Annotated in this window: 19 protein-coding genes and 3 pseudogenes; 9 read left to right on the forward strand and 13 right to left on the reverse strand. The window is 62.1% G+C overall.

Features of this window, described 5'->3' with window-relative positions:
- Positions 1-178: 178 nt before the first annotated feature.
- Positions 179-1,261, reverse strand: a complete 1,083-nt coding sequence (locus ACZ2GY_RS16080) for a TerC family protein (protein ID WP_471672465.1) — start codon at positions 1,259-1,261, stop codon at positions 179-181.
- Positions 1,262-1,619: 358 nt separating this feature from the next.
- Here ACZ2GY_RS16080 and ACZ2GY_RS16085 point away from each other — a divergent pair.
- The 4 genes and pseudogenes from ACZ2GY_RS16085 to nhaA all read left to right on the forward strand — a co-directional run bounded on the left by ACZ2GY_RS16085 (position 1,620) and on the right by nhaA (position 5,609).
- A pseudogene (locus ACZ2GY_RS16085) lies at positions 1,620-1,906 on the forward strand (DUF1540 domain-containing protein).
- 375 nt (positions 1,907-2,281) lie between these two features.
- Positions 2,282-2,650 carry a hypothetical protein gene (locus ACZ2GY_RS16090; RefSeq protein ID WP_471672467.1) on the forward strand — a complete coding sequence of 123 codons (369 nt, stop codon included), beginning with the start codon at positions 2,282-2,284 and terminating at the stop codon, positions 2,648-2,650.
- A gap of 280 nt (positions 2,651-2,930) precedes the next feature.
- Positions 2,931-4,085, forward strand: coding sequence for a calcium/sodium antiporter (locus ACZ2GY_RS16095; RefSeq protein ID WP_471672468.1), 1,155 nt, complete (start codon positions 2,931-2,933; stop codon positions 4,083-4,085).
- Between the two features lie 153 nt (positions 4,086-4,238).
- Positions 4,239-5,609 (forward strand): Na+/H+ antiporter NhaA, encoded by a 1,371-nt coding sequence (gene nhaA, locus ACZ2GY_RS16100; protein WP_471672469.1) that lies wholly within the window; start codon positions 4,239-4,241, stop codon positions 5,607-5,609.
- 249 nt (positions 5,610-5,858) lie between these two features.
- On the opposite strand, the pseudogene ACZ2GY_RS16105 reads toward nhaA, so the two are convergent.
- Together ACZ2GY_RS16105 and ACZ2GY_RS16110 are read right to left on the reverse strand one after the other, a co-directional pair.
- Positions 5,859-6,860, reverse strand: a pseudogene (locus ACZ2GY_RS16105) (CNNM domain-containing protein); the annotation flags it as partial.
- On the reverse strand, positions 6,857-8,275 hold the full coding sequence (locus ACZ2GY_RS16110) for a hemolysin family protein (protein WP_471672470.1): 1,419 nt from the start codon (positions 8,273-8,275) through the stop codon (positions 6,857-6,859). The pseudogene ACZ2GY_RS16105 and the gene ACZ2GY_RS16110, both read right to left, overlap by 4 nt.
- Before the next feature lie 721 nt (positions 8,276-8,996).
- Between ACZ2GY_RS16110 and mraY the strand changes: the two genes are divergently transcribed.
- Together mraY and ACZ2GY_RS16120 are read left to right on the forward strand one after the other, a co-directional pair.
- Positions 8,997-10,100, forward strand: coding sequence for a phospho-N-acetylmuramoyl-pentapeptide-transferase (gene mraY / locus ACZ2GY_RS16115; protein ID WP_471672471.1), 1,104 nt, complete (start codon positions 8,997-8,999; stop codon positions 10,098-10,100).
- A gap of 94 nt (positions 10,101-10,194) precedes the next feature.
- Positions 10,195-10,752 (forward strand): DinB family protein, encoded by a 558-nt coding sequence (locus ACZ2GY_RS16120; RefSeq protein WP_400586495.1) that lies wholly within the window; start codon positions 10,195-10,197, stop codon positions 10,750-10,752.
- A 121-nt stretch (positions 10,753-10,873) separates the two neighbouring features.
- On the opposite strand, the gene ACZ2GY_RS16125 is transcribed toward ACZ2GY_RS16120, so the two are convergent.
- The 3 genes from ACZ2GY_RS16125 to ACZ2GY_RS16135 all read right to left on the reverse strand — a co-directional run bounded on the left by ACZ2GY_RS16125 (position 10,874) and on the right by ACZ2GY_RS16135 (position 13,802).
- Positions 10,874-11,941 (reverse strand): hypothetical protein, encoded by a 1,068-nt coding sequence (locus ACZ2GY_RS16125; protein WP_471672472.1) that lies wholly within the window; start codon positions 11,939-11,941, stop codon positions 10,874-10,876.
- A 401-nt stretch (positions 11,942-12,342) separates the two neighbouring features.
- Positions 12,343-12,678: a helix-turn-helix domain-containing protein gene (locus ACZ2GY_RS16130; protein WP_471672473.1), complete on the reverse strand. Its 336-nt coding sequence runs from the start codon at positions 12,676-12,678 to the stop codon at positions 12,343-12,345.
- Positions 12,675-13,802: a tyrosine-type recombinase/integrase gene (locus ACZ2GY_RS16135; RefSeq protein WP_471672474.1), complete on the reverse strand. Its 1,128-nt coding sequence runs from the start codon at positions 13,800-13,802 to the stop codon at positions 12,675-12,677. The genes ACZ2GY_RS16130 and ACZ2GY_RS16135 overlap by 4 nt, the downstream gene beginning before the upstream one ends.
- Before the next feature lie 365 nt (positions 13,803-14,167).
- Here ACZ2GY_RS16135 and ACZ2GY_RS16140 point away from each other — a divergent pair, with 365 nt between their 5' ends.
- Together ACZ2GY_RS16140 and ACZ2GY_RS16145 are read left to right on the forward strand one after the other, a co-directional pair.
- The gene (locus ACZ2GY_RS16140) at positions 14,168-16,183 is read left to right on the forward strand and encodes an FG-GAP-like repeat-containing protein (protein ID WP_471672475.1); all 2,016 of its coding nucleotides are present in this window, start codon (positions 14,168-14,170) and stop codon (positions 16,181-16,183) included.
- Positions 16,184-16,868: 685 nt separating this feature from the next.
- Positions 16,869-17,072, forward strand: a pseudogene (locus tag ACZ2GY_RS16145) (DUF1540 domain-containing protein); the annotation flags it as partial.
- A gap of 431 nt (positions 17,073-17,503) precedes the next feature.
- On the opposite strand, the gene ACZ2GY_RS16150 reads toward ACZ2GY_RS16145, so the two are convergent.
- Positions 17,504-17,785, reverse strand: a complete 282-nt coding sequence (locus ACZ2GY_RS16150) for a hypothetical protein (protein ID WP_471672476.1) — start codon at positions 17,783-17,785, stop codon at positions 17,504-17,506.
- A 583-nt stretch (positions 17,786-18,368) separates the two neighbouring features.
- Complete coding sequence (locus tag ACZ2GY_RS16155; protein ID WP_471672477.1) at positions 18,369-18,617, reverse strand: hypothetical protein; 249 nt, start codon at positions 18,615-18,617, stop codon at positions 18,369-18,371.
- A gap of 466 nt (positions 18,618-19,083) precedes the next feature.
- Here ACZ2GY_RS16155 and ACZ2GY_RS16160 point away from each other — a divergent pair, with 466 nt between their 5' ends.
- Positions 19,084-20,793, forward strand: coding sequence for a dolichyl-phosphate-mannose--protein mannosyltransferase (locus tag ACZ2GY_RS16160; protein ID WP_471672478.1), 1,710 nt, complete (start codon positions 19,084-19,086; stop codon positions 20,791-20,793).
- Positions 20,794-20,906: 113 nt separating this feature from the next.
- Here the strand turns inward: ACZ2GY_RS16160 and ACZ2GY_RS16165 are convergent, their stop codons facing one another.
- The 5 genes from ACZ2GY_RS16165 to ACZ2GY_RS16185 form a co-directional block, all read right to left on the reverse strand.
- Positions 20,907-22,139: a DUF1461 domain-containing protein gene (locus ACZ2GY_RS16165; RefSeq protein ID WP_471672479.1), complete on the reverse strand. Its 1,233-nt coding sequence runs from the start codon at positions 22,137-22,139 to the stop codon at positions 20,907-20,909.
- On the reverse strand, positions 22,132-22,770 hold the full coding sequence (locus ACZ2GY_RS16170; protein ID WP_471672480.1) for a DUF3105 domain-containing protein: 639 nt from the start codon (positions 22,768-22,770) through the stop codon (positions 22,132-22,134). The genes ACZ2GY_RS16165 and ACZ2GY_RS16170 overlap by 8 nt, the downstream gene beginning before the upstream one ends.
- Before the next feature lie 170 nt (positions 22,771-22,940).
- Positions 22,941-23,843 carry a prolipoprotein diacylglyceryl transferase gene (gene lgt, locus ACZ2GY_RS16175; protein WP_471672481.1) on the reverse strand — a complete coding sequence of 301 codons (903 nt, stop codon included), beginning with the start codon at positions 23,841-23,843 and terminating at the stop codon, positions 22,941-22,943.
- A 258-nt stretch (positions 23,844-24,101) separates the two neighbouring features.
- Positions 24,102-24,785, reverse strand: coding sequence for an FAD-dependent oxidoreductase (locus tag ACZ2GY_RS16180; RefSeq protein ID WP_471672482.1), 684 nt, complete (start codon positions 24,783-24,785; stop codon positions 24,102-24,104).
- 20 nt (positions 24,786-24,805) lie between these two features.
- Entirely contained in the window at positions 24,806-25,519 is a 714-nt protein-coding gene (locus tag ACZ2GY_RS16185) for a hypothetical protein (RefSeq protein ID WP_471672483.1), read from the reverse strand.
- Positions 25,520-25,524: the final 5 nt, after the last annotated feature.

Consider the following 25,524-nt stretch of genomic DNA (forward strand, 5'->3'; position numbering starts at 1 on the left):
CCATACGTCATCCTGCCGGGGACACGGAATGGTTGGCAACGATGTGGGGCGCACCATATCCGCAGGCATATGGGAAACGCCGGTCACGAGACCCGTCCAGGCGTTGTCTCGTGACCGGGCACGCGTTAGCGATCCTGAAGCACGGCGAGCCGCCCCTCTCCCAGCTGCCGGTGAGGAGCTATTTGGACATGTCCGCAGTGGACGTCGCCTTCTCGTCGACCTCGGATTCCTCGTCCCGGTCGTGTGGGTCGGCGGTGATCACCGGTTCGCCGTGGACCAGCCCGCGGGCGTTCTTGTTTCGGTCGCCGCGGGTCTTGAGCAGACTCGCGGCGGTCGCGACGACGATGGTGGCGGCGATGAAGAGCAGGGAGAGCCAGATGGGGATCTCGGGCACCCAGAGGAGCGGTTCGCCGCCGTTGATGAAGGGGAGCTCGTTGACGTGCAGGGCGTGGAAGACAAGTTTTACGCCGATGAAGCCGAGGATGACGGCCAGCCCCTGGGCGAGGTAGACCAGACGCTCGAGCAGTCCTCCGATGAGGAAGAACAACTGGCGCAGGCCCATCAGCGCGAACGCGTTGGCGGTGAAGACGATGTAGGCCTCGTTGGTCAGCCCGTAGATCGCCGGGATGGAGTCGACGGCGAAGATGAGGTCCACGAAGCCGATCGCGATGATGGTGAGCAGCATCGGTGTGACGAAGCGCTTCCCGCCCTGGATCACGGTGAGTTTGTCCTGGTGGTACTCGTTGGTGACGGGCAGGACCCGGCGCACGAGTGTCATGAACTTACCGTCAGCCGGGTTGGACTCGTGGCTGCTGAAGGCCTGCTTGTAGGCGAGGACGAGGAGCAGGGCGCCGAAGATGTAGAAGACCCAGGAGAAGTTTTCGATCAGGGCCGCTCCGATGGCGATGAAGCCGCCGCGCAGGATCAGGGCGATGATGATCCCGATCATCAGCACCTTCTGCTGGTACTTCTTCGGAACCGCAAACCCGGCCATCACAATGAGGAAGACGAACAGGTTATCGATCGACAGTGCCTTCTCGGTGAGGTAGCCGGCAAAGTACTCGCCTCCGAACTTCCATCCCGACACCATGCCGATTCCCACACCGAACAGCAGTGCGAGTCCGATGTAGAACGCCGACCAGCGCGCCGATTCCGCGATGGATGGCTCGTGGGGTTTACGCACGTGGGCGAAGAACTCGTAGACGAAGAACAGGATCGTCACAGCGATGGTGATGAGCCAGATCATAGGTGTGACCTGCATAAGGGTGGCTCCCAAGGGGTAGGCGTTGAACGGATACGCCAAGGTCTCCTCCGCCCGGACGAAACCGGAACCGACGACCCGAGATGCTTCAGTGCATCCGTAATGACGGGCCGATCACAGACGGGAGTACTCCCCTTGATGAGTAAATTCTAACCTATGCAAAACCGTCGTCCTAACCGACACGATCATGCCAGGGAGCATGCCGCATCGTATGACCGTGCGATGTTATTACTACCGTCGAACCCCACGGACGGCGGAGATTAGATCAAATATTTAGGTCTTTTTGATGAGGTTGGACTGGCCCACCGTAGGTATTGGAGCCGCCCGGCCCGGGCGACCGAAGCACGGAGGATCCCTGATGACAACGCATGTAGCAGAGTGCAGCGTAACCAACTGTTCGTTCAACGACCACTCTGCCTGCAATGCCGCCGCAATTACCGTCGGTGGCAGACAAGACCATGCCTCCTGCTCCACCTTTATCGGCACCGGCACACACGGTGGCCTGCCCAAGGTCCTAGCCGGTGTCGGGGCATGCCAGCGAGCCGAATGCGCGTCCACAACGGTCATTTGATGTGCACCGCGGCCGAAGTCCACGTCGGACCTGGTCCGGACAACGCCGACTGCCTCACTTACGCGCAAAATTAGGCCAGAAGCTGCACGACGAAAGAAAACTTCAGTTGGAGGATCCTGCTGCTCGTCTGGCTGCCAAACATTCGGTGATACCGAAGGGACTCCGCCGTCTGACAGTGGGCTGCTGGAGTGGCACCCCGCCCCCCCTTGACGCATGTCTGGTGCACTGGGTCGGCTAACCACCCCTGTTCCAAGTACTGTCCGCGTGACAGCTTCACTCGGCACAGGAATAACATGATGCGTTCTGGCGTGCGCCTGTTGGCTGCGGATAAGTGCCTGTGACTATTAACTTCGAATGGCGGCTTTTCATGACTTAGTTCAGCGGTCCCAGTCGTGATCGAATTTCTACTACGCTGTGTAGAAGAAATCACCAACAGCGTAAGGAGCGGCATGGCTCGCATCACCATTGCACTCGGCGTCGTTCTCATCGCCCTCGGCGTCACCGCTTACATCATCGCCGCCTTCGCCAGCTGGACGGCGCTGATCCCGGCCGTCCTGGGAGGTGTCATACTGATCTCCGGCCTCATCGGCCTGAAGAATCAGAAGATCGGCATCCACATCGCCCTAGTTGTGGCAGTGCTCGGCGTCCTCGGCACCACGATGAACGTCCTGCAGCTCGGCGCTCTCTTCGCCGGGGAGGCTGACCGTCCTGCCGCGGTGATCACCAGCACGATCACTTTCGTCCTGCTCATCATCTATGTGGTGCTCGGCATCCGCTCATTCATCGCCGCCCGCCGCCGGAAATCAGCAGCGGCTTGACCTCCGGTTCCGCCGCAGGCGGGATCAGATTACGGGCTCTTCGCAGAGGAAAAACGCTTCACGTATCAGGGTCAAGAATCGGCTTGCGGGGCAACGATCTGATACCCCTGCAACGTTCAGTCAGCTATCCCCAGTAGACGACACCCGGGACTGCCCCCGGTCTTGTTGGACTCCACAGTGGGTTGACCGGTTGCTACCCACCATGATTTTCGGCATCAGGGGGTGGAGTTGTTGCGGGCACCGGTCGCAGGATTGGGCTGTGCTCCGTACACTCCTACCCATGGATGCACTTGACGTGGGACGGATCGTGGCTGGGCTGGTGTTGCTGGTGCTGGGTGGGGAATTCCTGGTGCGGGGGGCTTCAGCGCTGGCCCGTCGCGTGGGGATTTCCTCGCTGGTGGTCGGGCTCACCGTGGTCTCGGCAGCCACATCAGCACCGGAGCTCGCCGTGACCATCGGCGCTGTCCTGCGCGACGAACCCGGGCTCGCTGTGGGCAACGTGGTCGGCAGCAACATCGTCAACGTCCTGCTCATCCTCGGACTTTCCGCACTGGTTGTTCCGCTTGCTGTGAAGCAGCGGTTGGTGCGCTTTGACCTGCCCCTGATGGTCGCCCTTTCAGTCGGGGTGCTCCTCGTGTCCCTGGACGGGAGGATCAGTGCCGTGGATGGGTTGGTTCTCTTCTGCGTCGTGGTGGTGCACACTGTGATGACCGTCGTTATCGGCCGCCGCGACGCGAAGATCCCCACGACGCCGGACCCGGCCGGGGGTTCGCCTACCGCCGATTCAGCTACCGCCGATTCGGCCGGAGAGAAAGAGGCGGCGCCTGCGGACTCTTTCGTCAAATCGCTCCTGCTCGTGCTGCTGGGGATCGCCTTACTGGTGGCCGGTGCCACACTGCTCGTGGAAGGCGCGGTGAGCATTGCCGCCACACTGGGCGTGAGCAGTCTCGTGGTCGGTCTGACTGTAGTGGCAGTCGGGACGTCGCTGCCCGAACTGGCGACATCCATCATTGCGGTGCGCCGCGGTGAACGAGACCTGGCCGTGGGTAACGTGGTCGGCAGCAACATCTTCAACATTGGGGTGGTGCTCGGACTGCCCGCCCTGATCTCTCTTGAGGGCATTCCCGTATCCGCTGCTGCGGTGGCCTTCGATATACCGGTGATGCTGGCAGCCGCGGTGGCACTGCTGCCCGTCGCGTTCACCGGCTTCGCGATCGCGCGTTGGGAGGGCATCCTGTTCGTGGGGCTGTACCTGGCCTACACCGGATATGTCGTTCTGACCGCTACCGCACACGATGCCCTGGAAGGGTTCACCGCAGCCATGGCCTGGTTCGTACTACCATTGATCGCAGCCACCCTCATCTCCTTCACAGCCTACGAAATCGGGCTCCACAAGGGCCGCCGGAACCCGGACCAGACCCGAACCTCGCCCTAGTCCGGAGTTGCTGGCCATTGCCAGCCGGCGGTGAACCGGACAAGGGGTGGCTGTCGGTCGAGGCGGTCCGTACGTAGACTGTCGATCTGGTGAGCTAAGGAAATCTAGTCGGCATGAGCACATTCGACGAACCCGCAGACCAAGGAGCCGCCCATGTCCAGCCACGACGACCCCACCACTGGCCCGGAGGATCACAGCCACGATAGCCTCCACCGTGGCAGCTACCGCGAGGTGCTCCGTGTCGGGGAGATCCTGCGTAAAGAGACCGTCGGGGGCATACTGCTGGTCGTTGCAGCACTGGCCGCCATCGTGTGGGCGAACTCTCCTGCCGCGGATAGTTACTTCGCCTTGCGTGACTACGAGATCGGTTACGAGCCCTGGAGCCTGCGGCTCAGCCTCAGCAAATGGGCGGCCGACGGGTTGCTGGCCATCTTCTTCTTCCTCGTGGGTCTGGAGCTGAAGCGGGAGTTCGTGGCCGGTGACCTGCGCCAGTTCAGCAAGGCCGTGGTCCCGGTCGCCGCAGCCGTCGGTGGGGTTGCTGTTCCGGCGCTCGTCTACGTTGCATTCAACGCTGTGAACCCGGAGACGGTCAGCGGGTGGGCTATTCCCACAGCCACCGATATCGCTTTCGCCGTGGCGGTGCTGGCCATCATCGGCTCCCACCTACCTCCCGCGTTGCGGTTGTTCCTGCTGACTCTTGCGGTGGTGGATGACCTGTTGGCTATAACAATCATCGCCGTCTTCTATACCGATGACGTAGCGCTCACGCCCTTGCTGCTCGCATTGGTCCCGCTGGCAGTCTTCGCCTTCTTCACGCATCGCTTCTCCCGGTTCTTCAGCCGGCACGCCTGGGCATTCTGGATCATCCTGCTGCCCCTGGCACTGGTGGTCTGGGTGCTGGTTCACGAGGCCGGCGTCCACGCCACCGTTGCCGGCGTTTTGCTCGGTTTCGCGGTCCCGGTGATGCGCAGCAAGGCCAGCGGCGGACCTGAGGCCGGCCCGGGTTTGGCTGAGGAATTCGAACACCGCTTCCGCCCCATCTCTGCCGGGTTCGCAGTGCCAGTGTTCGCCTTCTTTTCTGCCGGTGTGGCAGTGGGTGGCTGGGAAGGACTCACCACAGCCCTGACCGCCCCCGTCGCTGTGGGTATCATCGCCGGGCTCATCATGGGCAAACCGATCGGGATCGTCGGTGCCACCTGGCTCACCACCAAGATCACCCGCCGGCGCCTGGACCCGTCCTTCCAATGGATAGACCTGGTGGGCGTGTCCTTGCTGGCAGGGATTGGCTTCACCGTCTCCCTACTCATCGCCGAGCTGAGCTTCGCTGCAGGCAGTGTCAACACCGACTACGCCAAGGTCGCGGTCCTCACCGGCTCTGTGGCAGCGGCTCTGCTGGCCGGAGCGTTGCTGCAGGCCCGCAACCGCCACTACCGGGCTATCGAGAATCTCGAGTCCATCGACACCGACCACGACGGCGTCCCCGACATCTACCAGAACGATGAAGCCAGGGACGGGCGCCCGTAGGAGCGGCACTCAACACCTGATCCTCGACCGGAACGATCCCTGCACTCTCGGTTCCGGACCGCCCCCAGGGTTTTCACGATTCCCGGATTCGATAGGTCTCAGGCCGTAGAGTGCCGCGATTAAGTGTGGCTGATCGCTGGCCTCAGGGGGCTCCAGCCCGCCCTTCTCGCAGTTTTCGACCGTTCCCGGAGTTGTTGCTCCTCCGGCGCTCCGCCCATCATTGACCGGCGTGCTTCTCCTGGGTGAGTTCTGGGGAAGGACCCGGCACAGGACGTCGGAAAGGGTAACCACCCCGACGAAACGCCCGTGGTGCATGACGGCGGCGAGTTGCTCCCCGGCTGCCCGGATCTGGGCAAGGGCCTCGTAGACCGGTGTTCCGGCGTCGAGCGTGAACGCGGGGCGGGTCAGCTCACTAACCGGCCTTTCCAGCGATTCGAGCAGTGTGTCGCGGACGTGAACGACTCCGGGGATGCCCCCGTCCAGGTCCTCCACGAGGATGCGTAGGTGGCCCGAGCGGGCGGCGGCTTCCTGCACATGGGAGGCCGTGGCTGTGGCCGGCACCATGGTCGGCACGCCGCCCGGTGCGATCAGCGCTTGGATAGTGAGCTTCTCGAGCTCAAGGACACCGGAGAGCTGGGTGCGGAAGGAGGCGTCGAGGGCACCGACGGACGCAGAGTGCTCAACGAGGTGTCGGATCGTGTCGACGTCCTGGCCGCCGACGACCGCACGGTCCAACGGAGTTACTCCGCTGGCTGCGACCAGCCGGTTGGCGATCTCGTTGACCCAGCTCAGCAACGGTCGCACCAACCAGATGAAGCCGCGCGCGGGCACACCGATGAGCTTGGCCGAGGTTTCCGGGTGCGCGATCGCCCAGGACTTGGGCGCCATCTCGCCCACGACTAGATGCAGGAATGTCACGAACAGCAGCGAGAGGGCGAAAGCGGCGCCGCCGGCAAACTGTTCCGGAGTCCCCCAGGACGCGAGCACGGGGCCCAGCCATGCGTCGATGGCCGGTTTGGTAACCGCGCCGAGGGCGAAAGTGGCTGCGGTGATACCCAGTTGTGCACCGGCGAGCATGATCGTCAGCTCGTTGATGCCGCGCAGCGCCGCACGGGCAGACCGGTTCGTCGCAGCTTCGGGCTCCAGCCGGTGGCGGCGGGCACCGAGCAGTGAGAACTCGATAATGACAAAGAACGCGCTCAGTACGATGAGCAGCACGGTCACGGCGGTCACGATCAGCGGATCACTCATCGATCCTCCTCGGTCTCGGCCTCGGTGCCGATCGCGGTCTCATCCGTGCAGCCTGCGCCGTCAGCGGCGGTCCGGACAAGCCGCACGAGCAGTTCGCTGGGGACGTGCCGGGAAAGTTCCAGCACTTCAACCTCGAGCACACGGTGGACAGGTCGATCCAACACCAGATCACGAGGGTCGTCGGGCAGCTCGACCCGCAGCACCTCGCCGGTGACCGGCAGTTCACCGCGGTGGGCAATGAGCAGACCCGAGATGGTCTCGTAGTCACCGGCGGGCAACTCGTAGCCGACGGCGCGTTCGACTTCGTCGACGTGGATATCACCGCTCATCCGCCAGGTGTTCTCCTGCTCGGGCGTGATGACAGCGGGCGGATCGTCGTCATGCTCGTCAGTGAGTTCCCCGACCAGTTCCTCGGACAGGTCCTCGACCGTCAGGACACCCGCGAAGCCACCGTATTCGTCGATGATGCAGGCAAGCTCGTTGCGCGACCGCGTGAGCTTGGCCAGCGCGTCAGGCAGCGACATGAGCGTTGGCAGTACGAGCGGGGGCACCATGATGGAAGACACCGGGGCCTCCTCGGGCGCGCGGCTGCGGAGTAGGTCCGTGAGCTGGACGACTCCGAGCGGCTCCTCCGTCTCGGAGATCACCGGGTAGCGGGTGTGCTCCTGCGCCATGAGAGCGCGCAGCTGGCCCATGGTCGTGTCCGGTGTAACGGTGCCGACCTGTGAGCGCGGGATCATGGCGTGTTCAACGTTCCGGTCGGGGAAGTCGAGGATGCGATCAATGAGCACCGACAGCTCCTCGGGCAGGTCACCGCTCTCCCGGGAGTCAGCGACAATGCGTTCAAGATCTTCGGCTGTCGCGCTCGTGTCAACGTCGTGCACCGGTTCGACACGCACGGCACGCAAGAGAGCGTTAGCCGCGTGGTCGAACACCGTGATCAGCCACCCGAACAGCGCGAGATAAATCGTCGTCGACCGGGCAAGAGCGCGGGCGAGAGGTTCGGCGTTGGCGATCGCCAGGTTCTTCGGGTACAGCTCACCGAAAATCATCTGCACAACAGCGGCCACGACGAGCGCGCTCACCGTGCCCACCGATATGCTCAGCGCCGCCGGCACCCCGGCACCACCCAGCAGTACACCCAGGGACTCGCCCACCAGCGGCTCGGCGACATAGCCGATGAGCAGTCCGGTGACAGTGATGCCCAACTGTGCGCCGGAGAGCATGAACGAGGTGCGGCGCGTGACTTTCAGCGCGCGTTGCGCAGCCTTGTCGCCGGCCGCGGCGCGCGCTCCGAGGCTGGCGCGGTCCACCGACATGTAGGCGAACTCCTGCGCCACGAAATAACCGTTGGCCGCGATGATTGCAAGAATCACAATAATCCCGAGAAGGAGCGTCAATACCGCTTCGATCATCGGGTATTTTCCCCTACCCCAGGGAGGCCTGACCGGCGCCTGCGGCCGTTCTCAGATATCGCGGAAGTGGAACAACTATCGCCGGGGTCGTCGGACGACCCGTCTCTGGCGGCTGATCGACCCATGCTACTGCTCTACACTCTCCAAAAATTGACGGGTACGCTCCATGCTAAACCATTCCTACCGAGGTGATCCCGGCAGGAATGAGCGCGCGGTCCCGGCGAGACAGCTGCGGGAGCGGCCGCAACCGAATCCTGATGCGCCATGCACCAACCCGTGGGTCGTTCCTCGACGGCGCAACGACCACCGGTGTGCAGACGCTGTTCTATGTTACGAAGGGAAGCCCAACAAGGTGCCCCGTACGGCGTGCGTGGAAGGGCTACTGCCCCTGAGCCGAAATAGGACGGCTATCTTCACTGCACAACGCGTGGGAAGGACTGGATGCCGGCAACACGTCGTGTTCAATGATGTCGAGTTCTAGGAACGAACGGCACGGGAGGCGAGAAGGTTCGCCTCGGCCCCTTTCTGGAGCAGCTCCAGCTTCTTGCTTTGGCCGATAGTTATGGGCAATTGCTTCTGCCGTGCCGGCGCGTGGGGGGCTTGCTGCAGAAACGACCCGATAGGATCGGCGTCGAATGAGTCGTCGTCGGTGCCTGACAATGCACCTGAGTCACAGACGGAACTAAACGGACCCGGTCCGGGGAACTTGGGGGCACCTTCTATGATCGCGCTGCTGATCGCTGCGGCTGTGGCGTTGATACTGGCTTTATTTGGCACGCCGGTGCTCGCTCGCTTTCTGGTCCGGAAGGAATACGGGCAGTTCATCCGCGACGATGGCCCAACCTCTCACCACACCAAGCGTGGAACACCCACGATGGGCGGCGCGTGGATCATCGGATCGGTGATCATCGCCTACTTTGCAACGCACAGCATCATGATGTTGGCCGGCGCCTCCGATGGACCAACCGCTTCAGGCCTGTTGCTGCTATTGGTTACCGTAGGGATGGGCATCGTTGGCTTTTTCGACGATTACATCAAAATTTCGAGACAGCGCAGTCTTGGACTCACTGCCCGCGCGAAGATCGTCGGTCAGACGGTTGTCGGGGTGACATTCGCGGTCCTCGCACTCAACTTCCCCGACGCGGACGGACGTACTCCAGCCTCCACCGCAATCTCTTTTGTCCGCGACACGTCCGTGGACCTGGCCTTCGCAGGGTCCCTGATCGGCGCCATCTTGTTCATCCTCTGGTCGAACCTGATTCTCACCGCGACCTCCAACGGTGTGAACGTCACCGACGAGCTGGACGGTCTTGCCACCGGCGCGTCAATCTTTGTGTTCGGCGCATACATGCTGATGGGTTTCTGGCAGTACAACCAGCGGTGCAGCAACCCGGGTGTGCCCGCGAACATCTGCTACGAGGTACGAGACCCATTGGACCTGTCCCTGATCGCAGCCGCGCTGTGCGGCTCATTGGTCGGATTTCTCTGGTGGAACACGTCGCCCGCAAAGATCATCATGGGAGACACCGGGTCCCTAGCCCTTGGAGGCGCAATCGCCGGATTCGCTATCCTGTCCCGCACTCAACTTCTGCTGATCGTCCTGGCGGGACTGTTTGTCATGATTACCTTGTCCGTCATCATCCAGGTGAGCTACTTCAAACTTTCGGGGGGCAAAAGAGTCTTCCGCATGACCCCGCTGCACCATCACTTCGAGCTCAAGGGCTGGGAACAGGTAACCGTGGTGGCCCGCTTCTGGATCATCGCCGGTCTGTTCGTCGCCTTAGGACTGGGCATCTTCTACGCCGAATGGGTTGTACTGCTGTGACTGATCACTCCCGGCGACGCGTGGCTGCCAATATTGCCTGTCGACCGGGACTGAGGCGCATCTCTAGCCCTATAGTCGCCGTAGGCTTCGGTCCATGATCGACGAATCTGCAAAAGCACACCTTCATGAGCGCCACCAAAATGCCCGTGAACAGTTCGTAGAAAAACTCAATGGGCTAAACGAGTATGACGTGCGCCGGCCCATGACTCCCACCGGCACGAATCTCTTAGGCTTGATCAAACACCTGTCACTTTACGAGGCAGCCTATTTCGGTCACGCGTTCGGCCGCCCGTATCCGGAACAGCCCGTTCCCTCCCTCGATGGACAGTTCCGCAATCGTGACTTCATGTGGGCTACAGAAAACGAAACCCGCGATGAAATTATGACCGCTTACCAGCGCGCATGTCGGCACGCCGATACCACCATTGAGTCCTTACCCATCGACGCGATCGGACATGTTTCGTGGTGGCACTCGGACGTCACCCTCTTCGCCGTGCTGGTACATATGCTCACCGAGACCTCACAACATCTGGGCCACGCAGATATTATCCGTGAAACCCTCGATGGAGTTGCAGGCGAAGATGTCGAGTGGACAACTCATCGGGCAAGAATTGAAACTGCGGCTCGAAAAGCAGCGAAGATCTCGGGGTGAGTGCTCATAGCAAGTAGGAAACCTCCCTTTGGGAGCTTCATTCGACATCCGTGAGCAACCATGATGCTCGCCTGTCAGGGTGCCACAGCGTGTGTCCATCGGCCTCGCCCAGGCAGACACATCAGTGATTGCGTTGGAGTGCGGCGTAACGGGCAAAGTTGGATCCGGCCAGTTCTGCGTGACGCATGGCTGTGGCGGAGCTTAACCCGAGTAGTTCCGCGAGGACGCTTGGTGGTGCTTCTCTTACCATGTGTCGCCACGCCGCCGTGCGACCGAGCTGGGCTGGGATTCCACTTTCCTTAAGTCTCTCCGAAATGAGGGCTGCGGGAAGATGCTGGCCAGGGGCAGGACTAGGGAAGAGCCACCGGCTGTTGGCGTTGTGGGCTGCGGTTTGCAGGTTGGTTCGGTTGGCTGTCCACGTCCGCAGCAGCGATGCGAACGGCTCGGTGACTGGCAGCCATTCGGAGGTGAAGCAGAGCTCCACGCCCGCGCTGGAGATCCGTATCCGGTCAGTGGTTAGACTCGCAATCCGGTTCAGCGGCTGTCCGTAAAGAAGCACGAGCCCTGCGGCGATTCTCACCGCAGGTGAAAGCTTGTCTTCAGTCAGAATCGTCCGGATAGCAGTGATTCTTTCCCCGTGACCGAATACCTCAGTGCTGGCCGCTTTTCGGCGGGGTAGGTCCACTTTTCTGATGTGTTTGTGGGTCATCGCCCAATAGAGAAACACTTCCGCCAGGGCGTTAGTGGACGGGCCGGAAGCATACCAGCGGTCAACGATTCTCTGATCGACGTCGGCAAGGGTCCTGCCCTGCGCGGTCAGGCCATTGAGGAACTTCACGGCCACCGTGGTGCTCTGTTTGACACTGAGGAACAGGGCGCGGCTGACCGAACCTTTCGTAGCTGCTTCTTTGCGGAGACGTTTGAGCTGGTGCCAGCGGATGAATCGCTCGGCGACCGACCGGTGAGCCGGGTCGGTTACTGTCGTAAGTTTCGCCGCTGACCAGGTGCGGAACTTTGCCAGATAGATGTCCCGGGGAGGCAGTATCTCGTGTTCGACCAGGAGACCGCGGATGTACTCGGGTGTGCGTGAGTACGGAAGCGAATCCAGCGCTTCATGGGTAAGGTCGATGCGACCGGCGGCAAGGGATTGCAGCAACGTTGAAACATGCTTCTGCCTGATCCAGATCATCCCGCTATTTGGTCGGCGCATGCTAATAAGGGCCTCGGCCAAGGGGACAAGTTTGGTGGGAATTGAACCGTCCGAACCGGCAAGTGTTTGGCGGACTTGATCCTCCAGAGCGCACGCCCAGCACCGTCCGCCGGAATAGAGTTCACCTTCGGCGCCGCAGCGCCGGCAGTCCACGTTCAGGGTAATACCGGCGCAGGACCGGCACAGCGGCCCGGTCGGACTGACCCCCGGCAGGACGCCTTCATGCCCGCACTGCTCGCATGTTCCCCGGGTTCGTTTGGCCGCCATGTAGCAGTAGCCGCAGATTGTTCCATCAGGCCAGTTCGCGGCAGGTTCATAGGCGAGACGGCATCGGGCGCATGGAGGGTAAGTATCCGGTTGCGGGGCTTTACGGGGTCGGCTCACTGCTCATCGTCGATGATCCTGGCACGGCGTGGACGGAGCTGGGCATTGAGCTCAACCACCTTCGCGTTCCCGGTGGCTTCCTTGCGGGGGGCCGCCTCGACATAGGGTTCGATCAGGTCATTGGGTGTGCAGTCGAAGATGTCACACAGCGCGGCCAGTGTCCGCAGGGACAACCGTTCGGGTTCCTCGGCCACGAGGCGATAGATCTGGGCCGGCGAAAGGCTGATGCCCCGCTCTTTCAGGAGTGGCGCCAGATCCGGGGTCTTCCACATGTTGTGGGCGGCCATCAGCTGGCGCAGGTGCCATTTATAACCGATGCGTCGTCTGGTCATTGTGATCCTCGCTTGTTCAGTGCTTCCGCTATCCCGGCATCCAGCACCTTACGCAGGGTGCGTGTCTTGAAATCCGAGGAAACAGATGTGTATATCGCGGTGGTCGAGGCATGGGAGTGCCCAACCTGCTGCTGCACGAACAACGGGTCGAATCCGTCCTCGATCAGATGGGTGACATAGGAATGGCGCAGGCAGTGCAATCCGATCTCCTCAGGCAGCCCCACAGCATCCCGGTAGCGAGTGAACCTCCGGCCAAGCGACTCTGTGGTTACCCGGGCGCCGCGCTCACTGGGCCATAACGCTGAGCTGCGAGGTCCCGTATCAAAGAGCGCACGGTACGTATTGACCCATTCATCCAGAACCCCCACCGACCACGGAAACACCGTCAGGACCGAGCGGCGCCGCGGAGTGCCGCCCTTTGTGGCTTTGCCCCACCGAACGTAGACAACGCCGTGGCCGCCGAACTCGGGCGCGTGTGGATTGGGGCCGAAATCCTCCAGGTCCAGCATGGCCAGCTCCCGGCGTCTGAGCCCGTAGGCGTAGGCGGTCTTGAAAGCCGCCGCGTCCCGAAGCGCCGGCAGCCATCCTTTGCTGCCCGCCTTGCGCAGCCGCACGACTTCATCATCCATATGGTCGAACAGCTCCTGCAGCTCAGACTTGGTCAGAGCGCGGCGCTGCGGTCTGCCTTCGTAATCCGACGTATGCACGGCAGTGTTCCAGTCAAAGCAGATCTGCACCGGATGGGACGCAAACAGCCGTTCGCAGGTGGGCACCCATTGGTAGCGCGGATCGCAGATATAGTCGCAGAACAGCCGGATCGCCGATTGATACGCGCGCAAGGTGCTCATCGCAATCTGATGATCGCGGGTACGCAGCTCGGAGGTGAATTCCTCGACATCCGGTGCGGTCCAAGCCCACGGATAGTCGTTGGTGAACGCCTGGAACCGCGTAACCATACGGATCCGCGGTGCGATAGTGGACTGGTTCAGACCACGCGCCAGCTGTTGATCCCGCCACCCATCAACCATTGCGGTGAAGACCTGCTCCTCCGGCCGAAGAAGCACCGAATCATCGGCCCGCAAGAGCGCCGGAACGAAACCAGAAACAGATCCCCGACTCGACACATGGCTCCTTCACCACCGATTACCAGATGCCCAAATCATTCATTAGATGAATGATCAAATGCAAACGCGCAGGTCAAAGCGCTTCTCTTTCATCCATGAAGCTCGTGACATCGCCGCCCGCCCGGCTCCTTCAAGGCTGATAATCGCCGGAAACCATACGCGATCTCAGGCGGTGTCGTGTTCTCGCATCGGATGCAACTCGACATCCTTAAACGCCGATAACGGGGTGATATGTCACCCGGACACACCTGGCTCCGGTGAGAACTAGGCGGGCGCACTGGTGATTTGCTGATCGGTGCTATATCTTCTGCGGTAGAACGTGCGACTGCGGATCGGTCCCACGCTGATCAGGGGACACGCACACAGTGAATAATTCTTCTATCCTGCCCGGACGCTCGAGGCGGGTAATTGCTGCCTTCTGCGCCGTTTTAACGACGCTCGTTTTCTTTTCGTCGGCCGCTCCAGCTGTCGCCACGACCGCGGACCCTCCGGCGGCCAGCGACACCGCCGCATCGCCGCCGATGAGGTTCGAGGGCGAGGCCGTGGTCGGACGGACCCTGAATTTCGTCGCGGACATCGACCGGAGCAGGCGCTGGGAGCGGATCAGCTACGAATGGCTGGCGGACGGTCAGTTCTACGCCCACGCCGGCGCTTCGATGACAGTGTCGGAGTCGCAGTTCGGGCGTCGTATCTCGGTTCGTATGACGATGAAGGAGTTCGGCGCCGACCCGGTTGTGTACGTGTCCGAGGAAACACCTCCCGTCCGCGGATCCTTCTACGCCTCACGGGGTTACGCGGCTGAACCCGTGCTGGGTCAAACCCTATCCGCCAGCCTTATCCAGATGATTCCACAACCTGCTCTTGCCACCGGGCCGGAACGATCCTACGTGTGGTCCCGGAACGGAGTTCCAATCCCGGGAGCGGTTTCAGAGTCGTACACCGTCACCGAAGAGGACTTGGGGGCAGAACTCACCAGCACGGTTACCTTGTCGGCGCCGGAATACCTGACCTGGAGCCGAACGGAATCACACGGCACCGGGTTCCGCGGATATCTGGAACTGGCATCAGATCCAACGATCAGCTGGAACCGCACAGCCGAATCCAACAATGTTCCCACCGGCACCGTGCTGCGGGCCTCCGCCCCGCCGGTCACCGGTACCGCGCCAGCTGACCTGACCTACGCGTACCAGTGGTTTGCCTTGGGCGACTGGACGAGCGAAGCGATTCCCGGCGCGACCGGTGCGACGTACACTACTGCCCCCGAGTACATCGGCAAGACCATCACCGTCGGCGTCACACCAGTCGCTGCTCATTACAAGGGCCGGGTAAGGGGCGTCGCATCAAACCTGCGACCGTACATTTGGGGCAAGTTCACCGGCCTCACCGCCCCGACCATCACGGGCACGGCCCTGCCCGGTGAGGTCCTCACCGCCATCCCCGCTACTCCAACCCCTGCCGCTGAGACCGTCATGTACGAGTGGTACCGCGGCGCACAGAAGCTCACCAATTGGAGTACCGACCCGACCTATACGGTCACGCAGGATGACCGCGGACATAGGATCTCGGTGCGGGCTCTATACCAGCGCACCCACTACTACTACAGCACGACGGCCTTGTCCAAGCCGGTAGCACCTGCCTTCGACACCCGGGCTTTCATGGACTTCACCGGCGACGATAAGTCCGACGTCTTGGCACGCGACAAGGCCGGTGTTCTGTGGGTCTACCCTGGCAACGGGGCCGGCGGATGGAAGCCCCGCTACCAGGTCCAGAACGGGCACGAGGGCTACCTCGGCCTCATCAGACCGGGCGATTTCAACAGTGACGGCCTCCCCGACTACCTTGCCCAGGACGCCTGGGGGAAGTTGTGGATGTCCGACGGGCCTTCCGGAGCATTAGTCGGAACCGGCTGGAACGGGTTCACCCTCATCGCCCCTGATGACTTCAACGGCGATGTCGAACCCGACGTCATGGCGCGGGACAAGACCGGCGTCCTCTACCTGTACCCGGGCAACGGGGCCAACGGCTTCAAGCCCCGTGTGAAGATCGGCTCAGGCTGGCAGAACTTCACAACTATCCTTGGCCCAGGGGATTTCAACGGCGACCGGACGGCCGACGTGATGGCCCGCGACGCATACGGCGGGCTGTACCTGTACCCGGGCAACGGAACCGGCGGCTGGAAACCACGAGTGAAAATCGGCTCGGGCTGGCAGAATTTCACCAGCATCAGCGCCGCAGGCGACTTCAACGGCGACGGGAAGGTCGACGTCATGGCCCGCGACAAGGCCGGTGCCCTCTACCTATATCCGGGCAACGGAACCGGCGGCTGGAAACCACGAGTGAAGATCGGTTCCGGCTGGAACGGCATCACCTACATCTTCTAACTCAGTCCGTCCAACTGCAGGGCAGGGCTCCATGTGGTGATGCCGCTTAGGAAACTGCAGCAGGCTCCTTCCATCGTGCCTGGAGATGAGTGCACAGACCACGGATATGGGTGTAGCGCCTTCTCCCCACCTGTGCACGGCACAAGCTCCCTTCGCTTCGCTGCTTGTCCCGCACACACGTGGACAGCAGGGACCAGCGTGACCGCCTGCACACACCCACCACGTCACCGACGCTGGGAGTCTCACGTCGAGTTAGCGGTGGGCGTGCACAGCCTAGTTCCGGCGCATTAATGGGTCGATGAAGAGCGCACCGCTCAAGGCCGGCCCCCCGGTTTGCGTTGGCTTTGGCCAGGGCGGGGCATAAGATCCCTGCACCGGACGCGCTGCCGGGCGGCTGTGTTTACGAGCCGAAGTGGGACGGCTGCCTTCACTGCATCATGCGTGCCGAGGACTATGAGGCCGCCGATAACGGCCCATACGTACCTATAATCCAGGTCAGGGCTGACGTTGAACGCGCGGACCGGGTGCGGGGGGCGGATAGCGCCTTCTCTTGTTTCCAGTCGGCCAAGGGCACCGACCGTCAGCTGTGGTGATCGCTCGGGCTACATCATGATGACACCGCGATGTTACGACGGTGGCACCCTCTCTCGACGGACATTAGGTCATACAACTGGGTCTTTTTGATATCGGCGGCTCCCAAGACCATGCCTCCTGCTCCACCTTCATCGACACCGGCACACACGGTGGCCTGCCCAAGGTCCTGGCCGGCGTGGGGGCATGCCAGCGCTCCGAATGCGTCCACAACGATCATTTGATGTGCAGCGCACCCGAAGTTCACGTCGGACCCGGCGCGGATAATGCCGACTGCCTCACCTACGCTCAACAGTAGCCCACCGCTCCGCGACCACGGAGAAACCTTCCAGCCCAGCATCCTGCTGGGTTGGAGACTTTCCCGACTCCTACGGCCTAGGCCCAGCCCTCCACGTATTACTTAGCCCACTGGGCGGCTCACAGGGCGCCCTTCTGCTATGTTCCGGCCCAGCGTCTAAGCGTGCTGTTGATGAGCCCGATAAGAATGGCCGTTCACCAGCATGATTGGGAAATACTCCGGGCGATGAACAGTCGAAGCTGTAGCCGCCGAGCTATTGCTTGAAGCTGGTTGGCGGTGGCTGCGCCAGCAGCTGTTGCATGAGCGGTGCTATAGCGAGACCGTTGAGCATTAGCAGCAGAACGGCTCCAAGCTTGATGGCCGTGACGAGGTTTCCCAGGTCGGGGTGGATAAGGGCCCCCGATAGCAGAAGCAGGACGAGCACACCCAGATCAGTGGCTTCGAGGAGGTCTCGAGCCGTCCCAGTTCGTGGGCTCTTCTGCGCCCCACAAGCCAAGGAAACCAAGCCAATCGAGGACCAGAATCGCGCCGAAGGACAGAACGAGGGCAACGATATGTACAGCCAGGCCGAATCGGTGCACCTGAGAGCCGAAATCCACGTGGGGACTGGCAAGGACGGCGGCGAGCCAGCCAAGCGCGCACGCTCCGCCGAGCAGGGCGGCCCTTCTTGACGGCGAGCCCGCGGCTGGCGCTAATGCCTGATTTGCTGACATTGACTGCTATATCGAGGGTGCTTACATGCGCCACTTATGTTGTCTTTGAGGACCACCTTACATAGCGGGGACAGTGCCCCGACTGAAGGCAATCACGCCGTCACGAGCAGCCCGGTTGCGAACATCACGGCGGTGCCGAGGATGATTCCGGTGACGGTTAGTGGTGTGAGGATTCGGCCGGTGCTGCTTTGAGCATAGGAAGGAGTTTAATGGCCGCTTGGCCGACGGCACCGATGCCGTCGAGGCAAGCGGCCAGGGTGGGCGGGTAAACGGTGCGCCAATCAGGGTTCCGAGCACGGCCGGCACCCCGGCAGTGAGGCCTAGTATTGCCAGGCGACCAAGTCCTGGCCTTTCCTAGGCTAGGGGTGTGACGATGGCCAGGCCTTCGGTGGTGTTGTGGAGGGCGAAACCGATGATGAGGGATGCGCCGAGGGCGAGCGATCCGACGGCGTAGGCGGAGCCGATGGCCAGCCCCTCACAAGGTTATGCAGTCCGATGCCGATCGCGATCAGCAGGGCCAGCCTTGCAGGGGGCAGGGCAGTCTTTTGGCGCGTCCGGGAAGGTCAGGGGATCTGATCGGCTCCTACCTTTTGACCCGTCGGGGCATGGTCCGCGCGATGTAGGCAGCCGCACCACCGGCCACGATGATGGACACGGCCACTGCTATAAGCATGGCGTAGAGCCCGAGCAGCGCGGACATCGGATCCGTGGGACGTTGAAGGAAGGCCAACCCGCCGACCATTCCGATAACCCAGAAGAGGGCGCAGGAAAGAAACGCCACTGCCGCTGCAACAACAGCGGGTTGGCGTCGGTAAGACTTCCACTCGCTCATGAATCCATGATGCGACCATCACGCGGAGGCCGGCGTGATTGTTTAGCGCTGTGTCGCTCACAAGCAGTGGGAGCAGTCTCCCCCACCCTAGTTCGGAGTTGTCTTTGCTTCAGCAGTGGCCGCTCATGGAGCATCGCCGGTGCCGCGCAGTCAGGAACAGCGAGGCACAACAAGAAGCTCTGGAAGGGCTTCTTGGCGCACATATGCCCATCGTGGGAACAGCAGATGCTATAGGCGCATCACGCCACGTTGTCTGCAAATTGGTCATTGAGTCAGACGGCTTCGAGTGGCGCTTAGGTCGAAACCTGGAGCGGGCCGAAGCTGGTATGACCCGCTAAGGATTAGCGCAACCGATTACTTGTAGACAACACTTCCCTACGCTGGCTTGCTTTACTTGGATGCCGCGAACCTGAAGGCTACCGTTCCCCACGAGAGATTAAGCGACCAGAGCCGTGAATTGTCGGGAATGCTTGGCCGCCGCCGTCGTTGTGTTCGGCCACCAGTTAAGCCTGTCCAGGAACTGTCAGGGCCCGCTGGGTACGATGATCCGGTGAGCCGAACCACCATACCTGCCGCCCTCCGCGAGGAGTCCGGGCTGCGGTGGGTCGTTTCGGCGCGAACGGCTTTTTCCGAGGTGGTTCTACGTCGGAGGCTACTGGGTGAGCAGCTCCCGTTCGGGGTCTGGGGCTGGCTGTTGCCGGTACTGGTGGCGGTGGTTGGGGGGGTGCTGCGGTTCGTCCGGTTGGATGAGCCTGTCTCCCTGGTTTTTGACGAGACGTATTATGTTAAGGACGCCTACTCGTATCTGCAGTCGGGTTATGAGCGTGAGTGGCCTGAGAACGCGGATGAGTCCTTCAACGCTGGAAATCCCGGGGTGATCCTGGAGAGCCCTGATTATGTGGTTCATCCGCCGGTCGGGAAGTGGATGATTGCGTTCGGGATGCTGCTGTTCGGGCCGTCGAATCCGTTTGGTTGGCGGTTCACGGCGGCGGTGGTCGGTACGTTGTCCATTCTCATCCTGGCTCTGGTGGCGCAGCGGTTGTTCGGGTCGGTTGTGCTCGGCGGTATTGCCGGGTTGCTTCTGGCGGTCGATGGCCATCATCTGGTGCACTCCCGGACGTCGCTGCTGGACGTCTTCCTGATGTTCTGGGTATTGGTTGCCTTTGCGCTGCTGGTGCTGGACCGGAACTGGGCACGACGGCGGTTGGCCGCTTTGATGGCCGGTTACGCTCGGGAGCGCGGGCAGCCGACGCCCCAGCAGCTGCTGTACGGACCGTGGCTGGGGCTTCGCCCGTGGCGGATTGCGGCGGGTGTGGCGCTCGGGCTGGCGCTGGGCACCAAGTGGTCCGCGCTGCCCTACATTGCGGTGTTCGGGCTGATGACCGTGCTCTGGGATATGGCAGCGCGGCGCACGGTGGGCGTTCGGCGCTGGGTGCACGGCGCCGTCGTACGTGACGGTCTGCAGGCTTTCGTGTCTGTTGTGCCGATGGCGCTGCTGACCTACGTTGCGTCGTGGGCGGGCTGGTTTTTGTCATCCGACGCGTACAACAGGCAGTGGGCCGCCACGAACCCCGACCCGATATGGGACTGGGTGCCCGCTCCCCTGCGTTCGCTGGCCGAGTACCACCGCAGTGCATACGCGTTCCATGAGGGGCTCACCTCCGAGCACCCGTATGAAGCGACGGCGTGGTCCTGGCTCGTGATGGGCAGGCCGACGTCCTTCCATTACCAGTCGGAGGGTCTGACGTGCGGCGCCGACTCGTGCTCGCAGGCGGTCAGTGTGGTGGGCAACCCGCTGATCTGGTGGGCCGCCGCGCTGTCGCTGCTTGTGGTGCTGTTGTTCTGGATCGGCCGGCGCGACTGGCGGGCCGGTACCATCCTCGCGGGTGTGGCAGCCGGCTACCTGCCGTGGTTCCTGTTCCCCGACCGCACCATGTTCTTCTTCTACGCGATCGTGTTCGAGCCGTACCTCATCCTTGCACTGGTCTACGTGCTGGGGCTGATTCTGGGCCGCGCAAGCGACCCACCGTGGCGGCGCCGGAGCGGTATTGTGCTCGTGGGGGGATTCGTTGTGCTCGCAGTGTTGGTATCCGCGTTCTTCCTCCCCATCTGGACGGCCGAAACCATCCCCTACAACCAGTGGCGTCTGCGCATGTGGATGCCAAGCTGGATCTGACCAAAGCGCCACCGCCTGCAGGCGGCAGGCCGCCGTCGTATCCCGACTACCGCCGCCGTCGTACCCTGACTGCCGCGGCCGTCGTCGTGCCTGACTGCCGCCGTCGTCGTGCGTTAGATGCCGCTGTTCGCGCGCCGCGCTTCGTAGGCGCGGGCGGACTTTTCCCGTCGTGCCCTGGTTGGCCAGGTCAGCACGAGGGTCAGCACCGAACCGATCAGGACGATGGCGCCGACTGTTGCGGCGGCGTCGATCCAGAACTGGCCCGGGAAGAGTCGGATGAGGGTGTCGTCGAGACGGAAGGTCCAGGTGCCGTCGGCGAAGAAGAGTGCGTGAACCAGGGTGAAAAACGTTTCCCAGGCAAGGATCCCCGCGACGGCGAGTGCTATCGCGAGGACGAGCGTTGCAACAGCGCCTGCGAACAGTGCCCGGCGAATGCCGCCGGGGTACTGGCGTGCGAGGTAGACGCACGCTGCAATCGCGAGCAGTGCGAGGACGGCCGCGACGACGAAGCCCGTTGACAGTACGCCCTTCACGTCAGCCATATGGCCGACTTCGCTGTCGAGGAAGAGTTGATCACCGTCGATATCGACGAGGCCCCCGAGATATCGGGCGGGCGCCCAGTTGAGGATGTAATCCATTGTGTATGAGCCGTACGTCATCCGGTCCTCGGTGCTGAACCCGTAGCTGTCGGCCGGGAAGCCGGGTCGGTTGTATTCGATCCAGAGGAACAGTGGTGTGGTGACGGCGCGAACGGCTGAGGCGAGCAGGATCACCGGGAAGAACACAGCGACCATCACCTGCAGGACGCGTGGGAGGAGCGGCTTTGCGGCGGCAGCCTCGTCGCGCTGGCTCGCGCGGCGACTGACGTCCTCTACCGCGGGTCGGATGGAGAGGCTGGAGGTGTCCGCGGCGGGGTCACCGTCGTTGTTCACGCGGCTTGAGCGGGATTGTGTTGAGTGGGATTGTGTCGCACCTGCTGGTGTGATGCTGGCCGCGGTTGAGCGGGCTGGTGTCGAGTCGGCCGGCGTCACGGCAATCTGGTTGGTTGCAGGCGAGGACGGGTCTGCTGTGGTTGATCCGGCAGCGGGCGCTGCGGTGATCTGCTGGATAGCCGGTGAGGAGGAGTCCGTGGCGGAACGGTCCTCTGTGCCCCCGCCGTGGAGCTCTCCCTGGCCCGCCGTCTGGCCCGTGCCGGCGACGACCTGGTTGTCCGCGTCGGTCGGCGCTTCTGAGGCCTCATTCTCGGCGGGCTCACTGGCTACAATCGGGGCCCCCGCTTCTATTGGCTCGTGGGACCGGGCGTAGTTTCTGCCTCGCTCGGAAGAACTATCGCTCCGGCTATGCATCAACGCCGCCGGTGCAGGGTGCGCCCGGTTCGGGGGTTTGAGGGCCCTGCACGTACTTGGTCAGGAATGTCTGCAGGCGTGGGTCTTCGGCGTCCTCGACGGTCAGTTGGGTTCCCCACGCGGTGGCCGTCACCGCGTTCTCCTGGCCATCCTGTGGGCTGAGCAGCACATGACTTCGGTCACCGACCAGCTCCGTCAACGATTGGACTGCTTCCGGGTCCAGGTTTGAGCCGTAACTGATCCACACGGCACCGTGTTCGAGGGCATGAACGGCGAGGGTCTCGTTCACGGGCTCTGTGTAGACGCCGCAGTTAATCCACACCGGTGCGTGATCACCACCGGCTCCGGGGATCTGCGGGTAGTCCACTGGTGATTCGGTGTGATTACGCGAGAGATCCTCAAAGGTCTGAACTCCTTCGATCGGTGCCTCCGCGGCCGCCGTCAACGCGGCGTCCTGACGCACTTCGTCGACGATGACGAACGTGACGGCCGCTGCGACCGCAGCAGCGAGCAGGAGCACCGTGCCGTACACCGTAACGTTCTTGCGCCGTTCCGCCGCCTTCTGCTGTGCCTGGAGGGCCTGAAGCCGACTCCGGCGATCACGGTTTTCTTGTCTGTTCCGTTTGTTCATGGTTGCTCTTTCAGCGGGTTTACGACTTGTTGACGGGAGGGATGACGATCAGCCCCCTCCCGAGGGGGTCACAAAGTGGGTCAGGGGAAATGAGCAGAAGCAGGAGGATCACCGGAGACCAGACAAAAAACTGGGGTGTGTAGCTATCCGCCGGTGAACGTGCCGGCCCCTCAGATCCGGGGTATCTCAGTTTCGGCGGCATGCTCCGGTGTAGGTTCTGATGTTCCTGTTCGAGATGGGGGGCGTGAACGGAACCGCATAAACACCGCTGCAGCGGCCAGGAACATGATCGCTGAGGCCCAGGTATTCACTCGTAGCCCCAGAATGAGGTTGGCGTAGTCAGAGCGCATGAGTTCGAAGAAGAACCTGCCCGCCGTGTAGATGACAACATACGCGGCGAAGACCGCGCCGGCACCCAGACGTACTCTTCTGTCGATCATGAGCAGCACTGCGGCGCCGATCAGGCACCAGATCGATTCGTAGAGGAAGGTGGGGTGGAAGTAGCCCAGGACGACTGGGTTTCCAGATGCGTCCAGCACTGCCCGCCCGGCGGAAAGGTCCATCTCATGGACTTGAAGTTTCCACGGCAGGTCTGTCGGGCCACCGTAGAGTTCGTTGTTGAACCAGTTTCCCCAGCGGCCCAGCCCCTGCGCGATGAGTATTCCCGGTGCAGCGGAGTCAGCGAAAGCCGCGAAGTTCACTTTGTGACGGCGGCACCCGATGTAAGCACCTACCGCCCCGAGGGCTATTGCTCCCCAGATCCCCAATCCGCCGTCCCAGATCCGGAGCGCGTTCCACGGATTCATCCCAGGGGCGAAGTACAGCTGGTTATCTGTAATCACGTGGTAGAGCCGCCCACCCACTATTCCAAACGGCACCGCCCACACAATGACGTCCAGTGTTTGCCCCGGTTCACCTCCCCGCGCAACGAGGCGCCGGTCCGTGAGCCAGGTGGCCACCACAATGCCCGCAAGGATGCAGACTGCATAGAAAGCAATCGACAGAGGTCCCACCTGCAGCGCACTGACGGTTGGGGAGGGAATGTAAAGATCCACTGATGGGCTCGTCTTCATGATCGGGGCTTCAAAAGATGCTGGCGGCGTGGACTGCGGGGACAACCCTGAGGGTAGAACCCCGGGATCATCACCCTCCGCCAAGGACACCGACCCCTAAAACCGAACGCCCCCATCCCCATGAAAGTTCCGCTGGCCTGATCTAGCTCCTTCGCGCTGCGAACGAGACAGATGAGTGAGTCTCATCAGGCGGCGCCGTGCCGACGCTACACAGCCGCAACCGAATGGTGGGAGAACCCGCCGACACTCGCGCCGCCGTCAGTAACCAGGAAACTCTTCACAATATATGCGGCCGGAGTCAACGCCCATGATTTCTAGTGCGCTCTGGACAGATCCGACCATGGAAGGCGGGCCGGCGATGTACCAGAGACACTGGTCCTTGTTCTTTACGCTCTTGAAGAGGAACTCGTCATCCATGATGCCGAACTTCGTTCTCACGGTCAGGCGAGCATCCTTCTTTTCGATGTGCCTGAGCTCCTCCAGGTAAGCCGCACTCCCCTGACTCCGGTTGACGTACAGGAGAGTGATCTGGGGACGGGCCTCCTCGTCGCGCTCGGCGTTAAGCCGCAGCATGCTCATGAACGGGGTGATGCCGATTCCGCCGGCGACAAGGACGACCCGTCTGGCCGGTTGCCGAGGCAAAAGATGAAAGCCGTGCGGCCCTTCGATCATGACTTCAGAGCCGATCTGTGACTCGCGAAGTGTCTGTTTGAACCCGCTGCCGGTGTCACGATAGGCAACGATGATCCTCTCCTTGTCCGTAGGGGAGGAGGCGATGGAAAGTACCCGTGACGCGCCTTTCCGGTCACGATAGAGGAGCTTGGGCAGCCGGAGCTGAAGGTATTGACCGGCGTGAAACGCGAATTTCTCCGGCCGTTCGAGTGCGAGCTCCAGGGTCCCTTCCGCTACTTTCCTTCGTCCGAGCAAGGTCGTCGTAAACACTCCGCGCCCTCGCACTAGGTCTACCGGACCATACTTCGTCGCTGGTGAACCGTCTTTACGAAAGCGGCGATCTGTGCCATGAAGACTGACAGCAGCATGCCGAGATAGACGAACCGCAGAACATTCTCCGGATACTCGGTCGGTAGGCCCATGAGGACCCGGTGCGGGGCCGGTGTGTAGTGCATAAACGCGAAGTACAGCGAGTGCAGCGCCACCACGTAGAAGATTACGTAGGTGAAGCTGTGCAACCACTTCCACGACGAAGGGCCGAGGAAGCTAACTGCTCCGTCGAAGGAGGTTGCCGCGAGAATGAGAGCGAAAAAGAGGGCCATGAGGCCCATGAGATTCGCCAAACCGAATCCCGGCTCGAAACGCAGATACGCATCGAGCTCCGCCACGTACTGATACCCCAGCAGTTCCCGGACGTCCCAGCGCGCCCAGCCATCCCAGACGAGATAGAAGTGTACGAGCGTCACCACCGCGAACCAGATGCCGGACTCTCGGCGCCAAGAAATGATCCGCACCAGCGGCGCCCATAACCTTGTGGCCGGACCGATGAGCGCAACGAACCAGATGAGGAAGGCACCGGCTACACCAAATGATTTCCACAAGCGCATCTCCGGGTCCCACCCCGAGTGCACCTGCCAGCCCAGGTACACAAGTAGTGTGGAAATTCCCCCGGCCAGTAGATGACGCAACAGGATTTCCCTCTTGTGCCTGACTCCTAACAACATGTTCG

The organism is Arthrobacter sp. KKT183 (assembly GCF_055657625.1).

Coding starts and splice junctions, on each gene's coding strand:
- ACZ2GY_RS16080 (WP_471672465.1), bottom strand. CDS start 1,261: ATGCAGGTCACACCTATGATCTGGCTCATCACCATCGCTGTGACGATC.
- ACZ2GY_RS16090 (WP_471672467.1), top strand. CDS start 2,282: ATGGCTCGCATCACCATTGCACTCGGCGTCGTTCTCATCGCCCTCGGC.
- ACZ2GY_RS16095 (WP_471672468.1), top strand. CDS start 2,931: ATGGATGCACTTGACGTGGGACGGATCGTGGCTGGGCTGGTGTTGCTG.
- nhaA (WP_471672469.1), top strand. CDS start 4,239: ATGTCCAGCCACGACGACCCCACCACTGGCCCGGAGGATCACAGCCAC.
- ACZ2GY_RS16110 (WP_471672470.1), bottom strand. CDS start 8,275: ATGATCGAAGCGGTATTGACGCTCCTTCTCGGGATTATTGTGATTCTT.
- mraY (WP_471672471.1), top strand. CDS start 8,997: ATGATCGCGCTGCTGATCGCTGCGGCTGTGGCGTTGATACTGGCTTTA.
- ACZ2GY_RS16120 (WP_400586495.1), top strand. CDS start 10,195: ATGATCGACGAATCTGCAAAAGCACACCTTCATGAGCGCCACCAAAAT.
- ACZ2GY_RS16125 (WP_471672472.1), bottom strand. CDS start 11,941: ATGATCTGGATCAGGCAGAAGCATGTTTCAACGTTGCTGCAATCCCTT.
- ACZ2GY_RS16130 (WP_471672473.1), bottom strand. CDS start 12,678: ATGACCAGACGACGCATCGGTTATAAATGGCACCTGCGCCAGCTGATG.
- ACZ2GY_RS16150 (WP_471672476.1), bottom strand. CDS start 17,785: ATGTCAGCAAATCAGGCATTAGCGCCAGCCGCGGGCTCGCCGTCAAGA.
- ACZ2GY_RS16155 (WP_471672477.1), bottom strand. CDS start 18,617: ATGAGCGAGTGGAAGTCTTACCGACGCCAACCCGCTGTTGTTGCAGCG.
- ACZ2GY_RS16160 (WP_471672478.1), top strand. CDS start 19,084: ATGCTTGGCCGCCGCCGTCGTTGTGTTCGGCCACCAGTTAAGCCTGTC.
- ACZ2GY_RS16165 (WP_471672479.1), bottom strand. CDS start 22,139: ATGCATAGCCGGAGCGATAGTTCTTCCGAGCGAGGCAGAAACTACGCC.
- ACZ2GY_RS16170 (WP_471672480.1), bottom strand. CDS start 22,770: ATGAACAAACGGAACAGACAAGAAAACCGTGATCGCCGGAGTCGGCTT.
- lgt (WP_471672481.1), bottom strand. CDS start 23,843: ATGAAGACGAGCCCATCAGTGGATCTTTACATTCCCTCCCCAACCGTC.
- ACZ2GY_RS16185 (WP_471672483.1), bottom strand. CDS start 25,519: ATGTTGTTAGGAGTCAGGCACAAGAGGGAAATCCTGTTGCGTCATCTA.